The sequence below is a fragment of the Modicisalibacter sp. genome, from assembly GCF_055145905.1.
The window spans coordinates 20,589-36,234 of sequence record NZ_JBSREH010000053.1 but is presented as its reverse complement, the minus strand read 5'-3'; the positions used below and the strand labels follow the sequence as shown (position 1 = coordinate 36,234).

The following is a 15,646-nucleotide window of genomic DNA, read 5'->3' as shown; positions in this document are numbered from 1 at the left end:
CCATCGTTCGCTTCATCGTCGGCGCATCGCGGCGTCGACTCAATGGCCGCTCATCAACTTCTCGACCGCATCGGGCTTGTCATGCACCGCGAAGCGGTCGACGAGCGTGGCGCTCGCCTCATTGAGACCCTCCACCTCGACCTCGGTGCCCTCGCGCCGGAAACGAATCACCACCTTGTCGAGCGCGTCCACCGCCGTGATGTCCCAGAAGTGCGCGCGCGACAGGTCGATGCGCACCCGCTCCAGCGACTCCTTGAAATCGAAGGCGTTGGTGAAGCGATCCGCCGAGGTGAAGAACACCTGGCCGATGACCCGATACTCGCGGGCCTGACCGTCGTCGCTGGCCTGACTGTCGATGTAGAGCACCCGGCCGACCTTGTTGGCGAAGAACAGCGAGGCCAGCAACACGCCGACGAACACGCCGATCGCCAGGTTATGGGTCGCCACCACCACGACCACGGTGGCCAGCATGACGATATTGGTGCTCATCGGATGCTTGCGCAGGTCGCGCAGCGACTCCCAGCTGAAGGTGCCGATGGAGACCATGATCATCACCGCCACCAGCGCGGCCATGGGAATCTGCGACACCCAGGGGCCGAGGAACACCACCAGAATCAGCAGGAACACCCCGGCGACCAGCGTGGACAGCCGCCCGCGCCCGCCGGATTTCACGTTGATCACCGACTGGCCGATCATCGCGCAACCCGCCATGCCGCCGAGCAGGCCGGTGGCGATGTTGGCCAGCCCCTGGCCGCGACACTCGCGGTTCTTGTCGCTGCCGGTATCGGTGAGTTCGTCGACGATGGTCGATGTCATCAGCGACTCGAGCAGACCCACCACGGCCAGGCCCAGCGAATAGGGCAGGACGATCAGCAGCGTCTCCAGGTTGAGCGGCACATCCGGCCACAGGAATACCGGCAGGCTGTCGGGCAGCTCGCCCATGTCGCCCACGGTACGGATATCCATGCCGGAGAGCATGTAGACGATCGTCAGGGTGACGATGCACACCAGCGGCGAGGGCAGCGACTTGCCGATCTTCGGCAGCAGCGGAAACAGATAGATGATCGCCAGACCCGCCGCCGTCATGGCATAGACGTGCCAGGTGACGTTGGTCAGCTCGGGCAGCTGGGCCATGAAGATCAGAATCGCCAGCGCATTGACGAAGCCGGTGACCACCGAGCGCGAGACGAAACGCATCAGCTCGCCGAGCCTCAGGTAACCGGCGATGATCTGGAACACACCGGTGAGCAGGGTCGCGACCAGCAGGTATTGCAGGCCGTGCTCCTTGACCAGAGTGACCATCAGCAGAGCCATGGCCCCGGTGGCCGCCGAGATCATGCCCGGCCGGCCGCCGGCGAAGGCGATCACCACGGCCATGGAAAACGAGGCGTAGAGCCCCACCTTGGGATCGACCCCGGCGATGATCGAGAAGGCGATGGCCTCGGGAATCAGCGCCATGGCGACCACCAGGCCGGCGAGGATGTCGTTCTTGGGGTTGAAGAACCAGGTCTGTTTCAGGGATCGGATCATGCAGTTGTCCAGGTATCGTCAGGGGCGACGTACCCTCGCCGCGCTCTCCGGGAGCGTCCCACAACAAGGGTACGTGCGGTATTCGGTCTTCAAAAACGGGAGCCGTTCGGGCGAACGGAATCGCAACGCTCACCGGCGGTCGAGACGCCGGGCGTCGCCGGGCGCGTGTCGGGCACGCAAGGCGGGGGCGGTACTAGGGCGGACTGGCGATGATCGCGCGCGACCTCATGGCGAGTTCATCCTTTCGTCGAAGCGGTACATGGCAAAGCGTCGCATTCTAGCAGGCCGGGAGGGCAAGATCATCCCGTCCACCAGCCCAGAAACGACCCGCGCACTCCGCCCGGGCACGGACCGAGGACATTCGCCTATACGATGCCCCGTGCGACGAGGGCCTCGCGGATGATGGGCACCGGCGTCATCAGGTGCTCGCGCATTCGTTCACAGGCACGCTCGCTGTCACGGGCCAGGATGGCGTCGACCAGGGCAGCGTGTTCGCGGCGCTTGGCTTCCAGCGCCGCCTCGGAAAAGACCGTCTCGCACAGCCACAGGTGCCGATAGCGCTCCGCCTGGTCGAACAGCGACTCGCGCACGCGCAGCAGGTGCGGCGACTGGCAGCCGGCGACGATGGCGTGGTGAAACGCCTTGTGGCGGGCATCCCAGACATCCAGCATCTCGTCGGCATTATGCACTTCCACCACCTTCGCCAGGGTATGCAGCTTGGCGAGGATGTCGGCCTCCCACTCGTCCCCGCCCCTGGCGATCGCCAGTTCGAGCATCAGCCCCTCGAGATGGGCCCGCGCATCGTAGATGTCGTTGAGCTCCTGCTCGGACATGGCGGCGACCCGGTAGCCGCGCTGGCTGACCGCCGTCACCAGATGCTCGCCGACCAGTTGCGACAACGCCTCGCGTACCGGCCCCACGCCCAGGTCGTAGCGCGCCTTGAGCCGACTCATCAGCAGCTTTTCACCGGGAGCGTAGACGCCGCGGATGATGTCGCGCTTGAGCTGACGGTAGGCGCTGATGGCCAGATTGGGACGCGGGGCGGGCTGGGTCATGAAGCATTCCTTGCGGTAGAGAAGCCCATCATACCCAACTCCGGTGAGGTCGGGAAAACGGCACAATTTCTCTAAAACCCAATAATTTTGACATAATAAAAAAATGTAGATATTTTTTTATTCCATGTTGGCTCCACGCATTCCCTAGCACAACCAAGAGGTTCGCCATGACAGCCCTGCCCTCGCTCGCCGAGATCAACACGCACGGATTCCGGCTCGCCCCCCTGCCCCAGTCGCCCCGCCTGTTGCAGCTGACCTTCGAGGCGGAGACGGTGACGGCCTTTCTCGACGCGGTCGACGACCTGCCCGTCCAGGCACTCGAGTACAAGTCCATGCTGCGCTTTCGCGTCGCCAAGGTGCTCGATGACCTGTGCCGCAACACGCTGCAGCCGCTGCTGGTGGACACGCTGGTCGATCGTGCTCACGGGGCGCTGCTGATCGATGCCGAGGGGGTGAACCAGGTCGAACAGGTCGACGCGATGATCAAGCTGTCGACCGCCGTGGCGCACTGCTTCGGGCGCTCCAACTTCGACGCCATGAGCGGCCAGTACTATGCGCGTTTCGTGGTCAAGAACGTCGACGCGTCGGACAGCTACCTGCGCCAGCCGCATCGCGTGATGGAACTGCACAACGACGGCACCTTCGTCGAGCAGGACACCGACTACGTGCTGATGATGAAGGTCGACGAGCGGAACATGGAGGGCGGCAATTCCCTGCTGCTGCACCTGGACGATTGGGAGGATCTGGAGCGCTTCTACCGCCATCCGCTGGCGCGCCGCGAGATGCGCTGGTCGGCACCGCCCAGCAAGAAGGTCGCCCGGGACGTTTATCACAGCGTGTTCGACGTCGATGCCGAGGGACGCCCGGTGATGGCCTACATCGACCAGTTCGTACAGCCCCGTGACTTCGAGGAAGGCAACTGGCTCACCGACCTCTCGGAATCCCTGGAAGGCAGCGACGCACGCCTGTCCCTGCCCGTCCCGGTCGGCAGCTTCCTGCTGATCAACAACCACTTCTGGCTGCACGGCCGCGACCGCTTCACCCCGCACCCGGAGCTGCGCCGCGAACTGATGCGCCAGCGGGGCTACTTCACCCACAAGAAGACACTGGCCACCTCACGGATCGACTGAGCCATCCGCCAGTCCACCCCACTCCCGCAACAGAGCCATCGCCGTTGGCTCCGGCAAGGGGCGCCGGGGACAGGCCAGCCCCTGGCAACAACGCTAACGGCGATACCCCTGACTCCCTCAACCTGCGAGATTCCGGTGTACGACTTCATCATCATCGGCGGCGGCATCCTGGGCATGTCGACCGCCATGCAGCTCATCGAAGCCTACCCCGACCGGCGCATGCTGGTCCTCGAGAAGGAAGGCGGGCCGGCGCACCACCAGACCGGCCACAACAGCGGCGTCATCCATGCCGGCGTCTACTACGCGCCGGGCAGCCTCAAGGCCCGTTTCTGCCTGGCCGGCAACCGCGCCACCAAGGCCTTCTGCGATACCCACGACATCGCCTACGAAACCTGCGGCAAGCTGCTGGTCGCCACCAACGACGTGGAAATGACCCGCATGCAGTCGATCTGGGAGCGTACCGGCGCCAACGGGCTGGAGCGCGAATGGCTGAACGCCGAGGCGCTGCGCGAAAGAGAGCCCGATATCACCGGCGTCGGCGGCATCTTCGTCCCCTCGAGCGGCATCGTGGACTACGCCGCAGTCACCGCCCGGATGGCCGACGTCTTTCGCCGCGCCGGCGGCGAGATCCGCTACGACGCGGACGTGACCGCCCTGGAGGAACGCCGCGACGAAGTGGTGGTGACCAGCTCGCAGGGCGCCTTCACCACTCGCCACCTGGTGTCCTGCTCCGGCCTGATGGCCGATCGCACGGTGCGCATGCTGGGGCTGACCCCTTCCTTCACGATCTGCCCCTTCCGCGGCGAGTACTATCGGCTGGCTCCGCAGCACAACACCATCGTCAATCACCTCATCTACCCCATCCCCGATCCCGGGATGCCGTTTCTCGGCGTGCACCTGACCCGCATGATCGACGGCACGGTGACCGTCGGCCCCAACGCCGTGCTGGCCTTCAAGCGCGAGGGCTATCGCAAGCGCGACATCTCGCTGCGCGACCTGATGGCCATGGGCACCAATCCCGGCATTCGCCGGGTGCTGCGCAGCCACTGGCGCGCCGGTCTCCACGAGATGAAGAACTCGCTGTTCAAGGGCGGCTACCTGGAGGAGGTGCGCAAGTACTGCCCGAGCCTGACGGCCGACGACCTGACGCCCTACCCGGCCGGCGTCCGGGCCCAGGCGGTCTCCCGCGACGGCCAGCTGATCGACGACTTCCTGTTCGTCAACACGGCCCGTACCGTCAACGTCTGCAACGCCCCCTCGCCCGCCGCGACCTCGGCCATCCCGATCGGCGCGCACATCGTCGAGAAGGTCAAGGCCCAGGTGGACGCCTGAGCGTCACCCCCTTCGGTCACGCGGTGCCTCCTTCCGGGCACCGCGACGGCGCGACACTTTCAAGTAGCGTTTCAAGGCCCGGCGCAGCCGATCGGCCTCGTGGCGCAGCCCCTCGCCGGAGACCATGCCGATGCCCATCACCAGCCCGCGGCGCGGATCGTCCCGCCCGCAGGCCAGGCTCAACGGGCGCACCACCAGCTGCGCCTCGAGCAGCCGCTGGGTCAGGGCCACATCGTCGATCTCGGGGTCGAGCTCGAGACACAGGCTGATCGAGCCGCTGGGCGCGGATAGCCGCCTGACGCCGGGCAGGTCGTAGAGTCGGTCGTGAAGGACCTGCTGGCGGGCGAGGTAGTCCCGGCGAATGCGCCGATTCCAGGCATCCAGATCCCCGTCGTCGATGAACTGTGCCAGCACCGCCTGGTCCATCATTCGCCCTTCGCGAAAGACCTCGCTGCGCAGCCGGTTGAGCGGGTCCGCCAGCCCTCGCGGCACCACCAGGTAGCCCAGCCGCAGCCCGGGAAACAGCAGCTTGGAAAACGTGCCCACCAACACGCCGGCGCTGCCCTGCGGATCGAAGAGCAGGTCGCTGCCGCCGTCGTCGGCGAACTCGTAGTCGTCCTCGATGACGAACGAGGCCCCCACCTCGCGACACAGCGCCCGCTTGTCCGCGGCGCGCGTCGGCACGCCCAGCGGATAGTGATGGCTGCCGGTGAAGTAGGCCAGATGCACCGGCCGCGAGCAGGTGCGCGGGACATACCCGGACTCGGGATGCCAGGCCAGGGTCTCGACCTCGAGCCCCGCCGCCATGAAGACGTTGCGCGCCCCCCAGTAGCAGGGTGAATCGAGCAGTACCCGCTGGCCGACATCGGCCAGCGCCAGCGTGCACAGCTCGATGCCGTGATGCGCCCCTTCGGTGATGATGATCTGGTCGGTCTCGCAGCGGATGCCGCGCCAGCGCTGCAGGAAATCGCGGATCGCGCGCTTGAGCGGGCCGTACCCGCCGGTGGAATAGGACAGCAGCAGGGTGTTCTGCGGCACGGTGACGCTGGCATAGAGCGAGCGCCACTTGCGCATCGGAAAGTGCGCGATGTCGGGGATGCCGGGCATGAAGGCGCCGCTCTGGATCGAGCTGGCTCCGGGGCTGGCCAGCACCGCCCTCGCCCGCGCCGACAGTGCCGCCTCGCCGGAACGCGACAGCGCGGCCTCGGCGAGCGGGGCCACCGGCGCCTGACAGGGCCGGCACACCCAGGTCCCGCTGCCCTGCCCGGTCACCAGCAGGCCCTCGTCGATGAGCCGCTGCAGGGCCTTGACCAGGGTGCCGCGCGCCAGCCCCAGCCGGGCGCAGATGCGTCGCTGGGAGGGCAGGCGCACCCCGCCGGGCCAGTGCGAATGAATCACGCCGCGCAGGGCCTGCTCGACGCGCACCTGCTTGCCGAGACTCTCGGGCTGTCGCCGATAGGCGGCCCACAACTCGCTCAGTCGGGCATCTTGCGTTGCCATCGTGTCTTTTTCCTCCCCACAAGGCGCCCATTCTCGGCGTGGACCGGCAATTGGTCCAGTCGAACGCCGAATTGGTCTATTCAATGCCGACCGGCACGCTGCTAGCGTGCCTTCAGGACCGGGCCTGCAAGGTAAGTCGGTCCTCACCATGACAACATCAAGAAACCTGGATTGGACAACAATGATGCAAGACACTTCCCATCAGACGGACAAGCTCGTCCGCGTGCTGGCCCGAGGCGACGTGCTCGCCCTGGCCTTCGGCGCCATGATCGGCTGGGGCTGGATCGTGCTCACCGGCACCGCCATCCTGGACGCCGGCAGCCTCGGCGCCATTCTCGCCTTCATCGTCGGCGGCATCGCCGTGCTGCTGGTCGGCCTGACCTACGCCGAGCTGGCCGCCGCCATGCCCAAGGTCGGCGGCGAGCACGTCTACAGCTATCGGGCGCTGGGCCATTTCGCCTCCTTCATCTGCACCTGGAGCATCGTGCTCGGCTACGTCGGCGTCGTCTCCTTCGAGGCGGTGGCCCTGCCGACGGTGGTCGAGCAGCTGCTGCCCGGCTATGCCGTCGGCCACCTGTGGACCGTCGCCGGCTGGGACGTCAAGGCCAGCTGGGTGGCGGTCGGCGTGATCGGCTCGCTGATCATGATGGTCATCAACTACCTCGGCATCTCGACGGCGGCGCTGATCCAGAAGCTGGTCACCGGCCTGATCCTGGTGGTCGGCGTGCTGTTCATCACCGGCGCGCTGTTCACCGGCGACGGCATCAACATGACCCCGCTGTTCAACCACGGCGCCGACGGCGGCCTGGCCGGCGGCATCATGGCGGTGATGGTGATGGTGCCCTTCCTGTTCGTCGGCTTCGACGTGATTCCCCAGGCCGCCGAGGAGATCAACCTGCCGTTCCGCGACATCGGCAAGGTGCTGATCGTCTCGGTGATGATGGCGGTGGCCTGGTACGCGCTGATCATCCTCGGCACCAGCCTGATGCTCGGCCACGACACCCTGGTCGAGAGCACGCTGAGCGTGCCCGATGCCATGGCCGTCGTCATGGGCAGCCCGTGGGGCAGCAAGCTCATGGTACTGGCCGGGATCGCGGGCATCATCACCAGCTGGAACGCCTTCTACATCGGCGGCTCCCGCGCCATCTACGCGCTGGCCCACTCGGGCATGCTGCCGGCCTTCCTCGCCAAGCTGCACCCCACCCACAAGACGCCCACCAACGCCATCCTGATGATCGGCCTGCTGTCGATGCTCGCGCCCCTGCTGGGCCGTCCGGCGATGGTCTGGCTGGTCGATGCCGGCGGCCTGGGCATCGTCATCGCCTACCTGTTCGTGGCGCTGTCCTTCATGGTCCTGCGGGTCCGCGAGCCGGACATGGAGCGCCCCTTCCGGGTCGGCAACGCCAAGCTGGTGGGCAGCCTGGCGGTGGCCTTCTCCTTCATCATGGCCTGCCTCTACCTGCCGGGCAGCCCCTCCGCCCTGACCGGCACCGAATGGCTGATCTTCGGTATCTGGATGGTGGCCGGACTGGCGATGTACGGCTACGCACTGAACCGCTACGGGCGGGACTACAGCAACCAAGTCATGCAAGACGTCTACGTACGCTGAGGAAACACGCTCCATGATCGACCTGTTCACCCAAGGTCAGCCCGTCGATGCCTGCATCGGCGGCGAGTGGCGCCCCGGACGGCGCCGCTTCCCGGTCACCGACCCCGCCAGCGGCGAGACGCTGGCGCAGGTCGCCGATCTCGACGCCGCCGACGCCCGCGACGCCGTGGCCGCCGCCCACCGGGCGCTACCGGCCTGGCGCGCCACCCCGGTGAAGGAGCGCAGCCGACGGCTGCGGGCCTGGTTCGACGCCATCGTCGACGCCGGCGAGACGCTCGCCGAGCTGATGACGCGCGAGCAGGGCAAGCCGCTCGCCGAGTCCCGGGGCGAGGTGACCTACGGCGCCTCGTTCGTCGAATTCTTCGCCGAGCAGGCCAAGACGCTGAGCGGCGAGACGCTGCCCATGCAGAGCCCGGACAAGCGCATGCTGGTCACCCGCGAGCCGGTCGGCGTGGTCGCGGCCATCACGCCGTGGAACTTTCCGCTGGCGATGATCACCCGCAAGTGCGCCCCCGCGATCGCCGCCGGCTGCACGGTGGTGATCAAGCCCGCCGAGGCGACCCCGCTGACCGCACTGGCGCTGGCCCGCCTGGCCGAGCAGGCCGGCATCCCGGCCGGGGTGCTCAATGTGGTCACCAGCGAGCAGCCCGCGGCGATCGGCGAGGTCCTGACCACCGACCCGCGGGTGCGCAAGGTCTCGTTCACCGGTTCCACCCCGGTCGGCAAGACCCTGCTGGCCCAGTGCGCGGGCACGGTCAAGAAGACCGCCATGGAGCTGGGCGGCAATGCGCCGTTCATCGTCTTCGACGATGCCGACCTGGACGCCGCCGTCGACGGCGCGATCGCCGCCAAGTTCCGCAACGCCGGGCAGACCTGCGTGTGCACCAATCGCTTGCTGGTGCAGTCGGGCGTCTACGATGCCTTCCTCGACAAGCTGACCGCCCGCGTGACCGCCCTCAAGGTCGGCGACGGCCGCGAGCCGGGCGTGCAGATCGGCCCGCTCATCAACGCCGCCGCGGTGGACAAGGTCCGGCGTCACGTCGGCGACGCGCTGGAAAAGGGCGCCCGCCTGCTGTGCGGAGGCGAGCCCCACCCCGCGGGCGCGCAGTTCTTCACGCCCACGGTGATCGCCGACGCCACCCGCGACATGGCCGTGGCCGAGGAAGAGACCTTCGGCCCGCTGGCCCCGGTGTTCCGCTTCGACAACGACGCGGAAGCCATCGCCCTGGCCAACGACACCCCCTTCGGCCTGGCCGCCTACTTCTACAGCCGCGACTACCGGCGCATCTTCCACACCCTGGAAGCCCTGGAGTACGGCATGGTGGGCGTCAACGAAGGGCTCATCTCCACCGAGCTGGCCCCCTTCGGTGGCATCAAGGAATCGGGGCTGGGCCGCGAGGGCTCGCATCACGGCCTCGAGGAGTTTACCGAGATGAAGTACGCCTGCCTCGGCGGCCTCTAGGCTTTGTCTGAAAACTGGCTGCGCTCGATCATGCTGCGTTAAAAATCAGCTCAAAATGCTCATTTACACTCCGTAAACTCCGCTTTTTCGCTGATTTTTGCCTTGCCTGATCGTCGCTCGCCGACTTTTCAGACAAACCCCGGGACAAAAGCGGGCTGCGCTTTTGTTTCCACCAACGATTCGCGATAGGCCTCGTGGGAGGGAATTCATTCCCGACGGCGCGCCACGGCAATCGACAGGGTGCGACGCTCTCGACCCCATTCGCTCTCGCTCAGGATCATCAACCACCCCTGGCCGCCGTTCACGGCGGCCAACCACTGGAGTCTGCCTGCATGACCAATGCCGAACTCAACGCCCTGAAGGACCAGTACGTCGCCAGCGGCGCCGCCTCGCCCACCACCGTCTTCGCCGATCGTGCCGAGAACGCCGAGATCTGGGACGCCGACGGCCGCCGCTGGATCGACTTCGCCGGCGGCATCGGCGTGCTCAACCTGGGCCATCGCCATCCCCGGGTGGTCGAGGCCGTCAAGGCCCAGCTCGACCGCGTGATGCACACCTGCGCCACGGTGATGCCCTATGCCCCCTACGTGCAGCTGGCCCAGCGGCTGTGCGAGTTGACCCCGACCCGCGACGCGACACGCAAGGCGCTGCTGGTCAACACCGGTGCCGAGGCGCTGGAGAACGCCGTCAAGATCGCCCGCGCCGCCACCGGCCGCAGCGGCGTGATCTGCTTCGACGGCAGCTTCCACGGGCGCACCTTCATGACGCTGGCCATGACCGGCAAGGTCATGCCCTACAAGAACGACTTCGGCCCCATGCCGGGCGACGTCTATCGCGCGCCCTACCCCAACCCGCTGCACGGCATCAGCGACGACGAGGCCCTGGCCGGCCTGAAGAAGGTCTTCAAGACCGACATCGCCCCGCATCGCACCGCGGCGATCGTCATCGAGCCGGTGCAGGGCGAGGGCGGCTTCTACATCGCCTCGACCTACTTCCTCGAGCAGCTGCGCGCCCTGTGCGACGAGCACGGCATCCTGCTGATCGTCGACGAGGTCCAATCCGGCTTCGCGCGGACCGGCAAGCTGTTTGCCATCGAGCACAGCGGCGTCGCGCCGGATATCGTCACCATGGCCAAGAGCCTGGCCGACGGCATGCCGCTGTCAGCGGTGGTCGGCAACGCCGCGGTCATGGACGCCTCCGGTCCCAACTCGCTGGGCGGTACCTACAGTGGCAACCCGCTGGCCTGTGCCGCGGCGCTGGCGGTCATCGAGGCCATCGAGGAGGAAGACATCCTCGCCAGGAGTGAACGCCTGGGCCGGGCCCTGGCCGAGCGCTTCGCGACCTGGGAGTCGCGCTTCGGCGCCGTCGCCCACGCCCGCCACCTGGGTGCCATGGCGGCCTTCGAGTTCGTCGACCCGGCAAGCGGCGAGCCGGACCCGGCACTGACCCAGGCGGTGTGTGCCAAGGCCCGCGAGAAGGGACTGATCCTGCTCTCCTGCGGTTTCTACGCCAACACCATCCGCATCCTGGTGCCGCTGACCGCCGAGGGCAGCCTGGTCGAGGAAGGCCTGGACATCGTCGAGTCGGCGATCGCCGAGCTGGCCGGCTGACCGCGCCGTCGCCGCCGTCGTTCGACGCCACCCTCAGCGGGTGGCGTCGTCGTTTCCGGGCGGCGCCTCGCCGTCATCACGCGGCGGCGCGCCGGCACCGGCCTGTGGAACCTTGCCCGCCATGGCGGAGAAGCCCTTGAGCAGGTCCATGGGCATGGGAAAGATGACCGTCGAGTTATTCTTGCCACTCATGTCGCTCATCGTCTGCAGGTAGCGCAACTGCAGGGCCATGGGGTTGGCCGCCATCACGTCGGCGGCCTCGAGCAGCTTGTGCGAGGCCTGCAGCTCACCCTCGGCGTGGATCACCTTGGCGCGCCGCTCACGCTCCGCCTCGGCCTGGCGGGCAATGGCGCGGATCATGCTCTCGTCGAGATCGACGTGCTTGATCTCGACGTTGGCGACCTTGATGCCCCAGCCTTCGGTCTGGGTGTCCAGGATCTCCTGGATATCGTCGTTGAGTCGGTCGCGCTCGGAGAGCATCTCGTCGAGATCGTGCTTGCCGAGCACCGAGCGCAGGGTGGTCTGCGCCAGCTGGCTGGTCGCCATGCCGAAGTGCTCGACCTGGATGATCGCCTTCTCCGGGTCGACCACACGGAAGTAGAGCACCGCGTTGACCCGCACGGTGACGTTGTCCTGCGAAATCACGTCCTGCTCGGGCACGTCGAGGGTCACCAGGCGCAGGTCGACCACCTGCATCTTCTGGATCACCGGGATGATGATGAACAGCCCCGGGCCCTTGACCGCCTGGAAGCGACCCAGGAAGAACACCACCCCGCGCTTGTACTCGGGCAGGATACGAATCGAGGCGCCGATCAACAGCAGCACCAGGACCAGCGGAACCAGGTAGGACAGCATCATGTCGATTCTCCCGATACGGAGGGTGGCGGGTCGGGCGATGCCGCATCGTCGGGCACGACCTCGACGGTCAGCCCGTCGATCGCCACCACCGTGAGTGACTCGCCGGCCTTTACCGGCCCCTGGCTGCGTGCCCGCCAGCGTTCGCCGTGCAGCCACACATGCCCCTCGGCCTCGACATCGCCCCGGAAATCGTCCAACGCGGTGGCACGGGCGCCGATCATCTCGTCCTGGCCGGTCTGGGGCCGGCGCCGTCGCAGACGCAGAAAGCGCATTGCCACCCACAGCATGAACCCCGAGGCGACCAGCGCCACGCCACCGATCAGCGGCAGCGACACGGCCAGGTTGCGATCGTCCATGAGAATGACCGAACCGGCGACGAAGGCGACGATCCCGCCGATGCCCAGCACCCCGAAGCTGGGCATCATCGCCTCGCCGACGATCAGCGCCAGCCCCAGGACCACCAGCCCCAGCCCGGCGTAGTTGATCGGCAGCACCTGGAAGGCGAACAGCGCCAGCAGCAGGCAGATTCCGCCGACCACCCCGGGCACCAGCGCCCCCGGGCTGAGCAGTTCGAAGACCAGCCCGTAGAAGCCGAGAATCATCAGAAAATAGGCAACGTTGGGGTCCGAGATCACGCTCAGCAGTTCGGTGCGCCAGTCGGGATCGAAGCGCACGATCGACAGACCGGCGGTATCGAGCGAGCGCGTGCCGTCGGCCATCACCACCTGGCGACCGTCGATCTTGTCGAGCAGGTCGGGCACGTCGCGGGCGATGACGTCGATGACATTGTTGTCGAGCGCCTCACGGGCCGTCAGGTTGACCGCCTCGCGCACCGCCTGCTCCGCCCAGTCGGCGTTGCGACCGTGTCGCTCGGCCAGGCTGCGAATGGTGGCCACCGCATCCTCGAGCACCTTGCGCTCCATGGCAGTGTCGCCGCGGCGTTTTGATCCGCTGTCGTCGGTGGGCGGAGTCTTTTCGCTACTCTTTCCATTCTGGCCCGATTCGCCGCTGCCCTTTTCCGGTTCCGACTCGGGCGAGCCGCCCGGCAGCAGACCACCGCCGCCGATCTGCACCGGTGTCGCCGAGCCAAGGTGCGTGGACGGCGCCATCGCCGCGACGTGGCTGGCGTAGAGCAGGTAGGTGCCGGCGCTCGCGGCGCGCGCGCCGTCGGGCGCGACGTAGACCGCGACCGGCACCGAACTGGTGAGCATCGCCTGGATCATGTCGCGCATCGCGGCATCGAGCCCGCCCGGGGTATCGAGGCGCAGCACGACGAGCGCCATGTCCTGGTCTTCCGCCCGGGCCAGGCCGCGCTGGAAATAGTCGCTGGTCGCCGGGCCCACGCTGCCGTGCAGGGTCATCACCAGGGCCTGGCGCTGGCCTTGAGACGCCTGTTGCGCGCTTGCCACCGCAAACAGCAGCAGTCCGCCCAGCAGAAGCATCAGCCAGCAGAGACGACGATGGAGGCTGGAACCCGAACGCCTGGATAGCATGGCACCTCTCGCTTGTCGATTGGCGCTGTAGTAAAGCTAGTGCTCTCCCAAGGAAGCCGCTATCTAATTGCAGCGGCAAAGCGTCACTGCCGGGTGCGCGCCCGCTCGTAGAGTGTCGAATCGGGCGGGGAATGCGACGAATCACCGCCCACGGCCGAGTCGCCCTGCTGGCTGTCCGGCGTCGACTGGCTATCCGGATTGGCCTGAGGTCGCTGGCCTTCCTCGGGATTCTGGTTCTCCTTGCCTGCCTGGCTCTTGTCCGGCTCCTCGTTGCCGCCGGTCATCTCGGAGAGCGTCTCGAGCGGCGAGGAGATCAGATTTTCCAGCGCCTCGCGGATCGCCTGACCGACCACGCTGCCGACATCGAGCGACGGATCGTCGAGCGGCATGGTCAGCGGCACGTCGAGGCGAATCACCCCGTCGCCCCCCTGCAGCAGGCCCACGATCATCTTCACCGGCAGATCGATCTTCTCGCCTGGCACCGGCTTGCCGAGCTCCAGTTGATGCAGCACGACATGGTTCTCGGCGCGCAACCGCCCGCTGTCGAGCCGATAGGCGACGTCCAGGGTCAGTCGCCCCTGGTCGATGTGATAGCCGCCGAAGTGACGGATATAGGGAGCGAAGGTGGTCAGCGCCAGCTTCTCGACGTGCAGGTGCATGTCGCCCTGCATCCGCTTGCCCAGCGGATCGAAGGTGCCGTCGATGCGCAGCGGAGAGGACGCATCGACCCGGCCCCGCAGCGCCAGGGGCCCACCGCCGCCCTTGACGTTGGAAAGATCCTTCCAGTCGCCCTCGAGCTCCTCGAGATCGAGGGTCACGGCTTGCGAGAGATGACGGTCGTCGAGCGCCACCTCGCCCTTTGCGATGCTCAGCCGGGCGATGGAAAAACCCAGGCCCCCGCCCCCGCCGTCGCCACCGGAATCGGGCGGCAGCCAGGTACTCAGGTTGGTGGACAGCGACTCGTCGAGGGTCACCTTGAGCCAGGGGCGGTCGAGCGCGATCGACTCGATGGCGAGCCGCTGGTCGTCGCTGGTGAAGTGAAGCCCCTTCACCCGAACCCGGGCGAAGCGTCCCAGCGGCTGGCCGCCGGGCGTCGCCGCCTCGAGATCGGCGAGCGAGCCCTGCGCCGCCACCGTGGTGCCGTGCCGACTGGCCGCCCCGGCCTGCAACTGGACCTGGCTGCTCAGGCTCCCCTGGCGGATGTCGGCACGGGTCAGGTGGGCGAGATAGCCACGCAGCACCGAAAGCGGCAACGACTCGACGCTCAGGTCGAGGTCGGCCTGCCAGGGCGCGAAGCCCAGCTTGCCCTTGGCGGTCAACGGCTGGCCCGCCCAGCTCGCCCGGGCGTCGAGATCCATCGGCGTCTTGTTGCGCGGATCGAAACCGGTGGCGGTCAGCGACACCTGATCGAGCGACAGCGTCACCGGCTGGGCGAGACGGCGGTTGATCCAGTCGAAATGCCCCCGCTCGGCACTCACCCGGTCGATGCGCAGGCGGGAGCCCTGCTTACCGCCATCGTCACTCCTGTTTCCACCGTCGTCGCCAAACATGCGAGCCAGGTTCCAGTCGCCGCCGGACAGCCAGATCAAGCGCAGCCGCGGAGCGCTGAAGTGCAGCCGCTCGATGTGCCAGCCGCTGTGCCATAGCGATGCCCAGGCGATCCGGGCCGTTACCGCGGGGCTGACCAGCACCGGTTGCTCGCCCTTCCCGGCGATGCGCAGCCCCTCGATCCGCACCCGGGCCTGCCAGGGCGTCACCTCGACGGCATCGATCGTCACCTCGCGACCGGTAGTCGCGGAAAGCGCCTCGACGAGCTGCGATTCGATGATGCGCGGCAGCGCCCACCAGCCGGCGGCAAGCAACATGACCACTACCGCGATCAGCGTCAGGGCGATCGTCCAAGGGCGCTTTCGCGAGCGAGGCTTTCCTGTTCGGGTGTCTGGCTGTGCGGCATCGTCCTCTGCCATGCACGACTCCTGCGATGAGATCCTTTCAGCGTGGCAGTTGGCGACGATACCGGCCAATCCCCTGCACAGACGTCACTGGTCAAGGTGCATCTTTAAGGGC

General features: G+C 67.1%; 11 protein-coding genes. 5 read left to right on the top strand and 6 right to left on the bottom strand.

Annotation, left to right across the window (positions count from 1 at the left end; translation table 11 throughout):
• Window positions 1–39: 39 nt before the first annotated feature.
• Both ACTCB7_RS15225 and csiR read right to left on the bottom strand, forming a co-directional pair.
• Window positions 40–1,530 (bottom strand): SulP family inorganic anion transporter, encoded by a 1,491-nt coding sequence (locus ACTCB7_RS15225; RefSeq protein ID WP_463007356.1) that lies wholly within the window; start codon window positions 1,528–1,530, stop codon window positions 40–42.
• A gap of 365 nt (window positions 1,531–1,895) precedes the next feature.
• Entirely contained in the window at window positions 1,896–2,585 is a 690-nt protein-coding gene (gene csiR / locus ACTCB7_RS15220) for a DNA-binding transcriptional regulator CsiR (RefSeq protein WP_224414320.1), read from the bottom strand.
• 167 nt (window positions 2,586–2,752) lie between these two features.
• Here csiR and glaH point away from each other — a divergent pair, with 167 nt between their 5' ends.
• The gene (gene glaH, locus ACTCB7_RS15215; RefSeq protein WP_463007355.1) at window positions 2,753–3,715 is read left to right on the top strand and encodes a glutarate dioxygenase GlaH; all 963 of its coding nucleotides are present in this window, start codon (window positions 2,753–2,755) and stop codon (window positions 3,713–3,715) included.
• A 135-nt stretch (window positions 3,716–3,850) separates the two neighbouring features.
• On the top strand, window positions 3,851–5,047 hold the full coding sequence (gene lhgO / locus ACTCB7_RS15210) for an L-2-hydroxyglutarate oxidase (protein WP_463007354.1): 1,197 nt from the start codon (window positions 3,851–3,853) through the stop codon (window positions 5,045–5,047).
• A 3-nt stretch (window positions 5,048–5,050) separates the two neighbouring features.
• On the opposite strand, the gene ACTCB7_RS15205 is transcribed toward lhgO, so the two are convergent.
• Window positions 5,051–6,547, bottom strand: a complete 1,497-nt coding sequence (locus ACTCB7_RS15205; protein WP_463007353.1) for an aminotransferase-like domain-containing protein — start codon at window positions 6,545–6,547, stop codon at window positions 5,051–5,053.
• 184 nt (window positions 6,548–6,731) lie between these two features.
• Between ACTCB7_RS15205 and ACTCB7_RS15200 the strand changes: the two genes are divergently transcribed.
• From ACTCB7_RS15200 to gabT, 3 genes are all read left to right on the top strand, one after another.
• Window positions 6,732–8,156 (top strand): APC family permease, encoded by a 1,425-nt coding sequence (locus ACTCB7_RS15200; RefSeq protein ID WP_463007352.1) that lies wholly within the window; start codon window positions 6,732–6,734, stop codon window positions 8,154–8,156.
• 13 nt (window positions 8,157–8,169) lie between these two features.
• A complete protein-coding gene (locus ACTCB7_RS15195; RefSeq protein WP_463007351.1) occupies window positions 8,170–9,618 on the top strand; it encodes an NAD-dependent succinate-semialdehyde dehydrogenase in 1,449 nt (482 codons plus the stop codon).
• A 332-nt stretch (window positions 9,619–9,950) separates the two neighbouring features.
• Entirely contained in the window at window positions 9,951–11,228 is a 1,278-nt protein-coding gene (gene gabT / locus ACTCB7_RS15190; protein ID WP_463007350.1) for a 4-aminobutyrate--2-oxoglutarate transaminase, read from the top strand.
• A 33-nt stretch (window positions 11,229–11,261) separates the two neighbouring features.
• Here the strand turns inward: gabT and ACTCB7_RS15185 are convergent, their stop codons facing one another.
• The 3 genes from ACTCB7_RS15185 to ACTCB7_RS15175 all read right to left on the bottom strand — a co-directional run bounded on the left by ACTCB7_RS15185 (window position 11,262) and on the right by ACTCB7_RS15175 (window position 15,546).
• Entirely contained in the window at window positions 11,262–12,086 is an 825-nt protein-coding gene (locus ACTCB7_RS15185) for a slipin family protein (RefSeq protein WP_463007349.1), read from the bottom strand.
• Window positions 12,083–13,579, bottom strand: a complete 1,497-nt coding sequence (locus ACTCB7_RS15180; RefSeq protein WP_463007348.1) for an NfeD family protein — start codon at window positions 13,577–13,579, stop codon at window positions 12,083–12,085. Before ACTCB7_RS15180 ends, ACTCB7_RS15185 begins: the two co-directional genes overlap by 4 nt.
• Window positions 13,580–13,662: 83 nt before the next feature.
• A complete protein-coding gene (locus ACTCB7_RS15175) occupies window positions 13,663–15,546 on the bottom strand; it encodes an AsmA family protein (RefSeq protein ID WP_463007347.1) in 1,884 nt (627 codons plus the stop codon).
• Window positions 15,547–15,646: the final 100 nt, after the last annotated feature.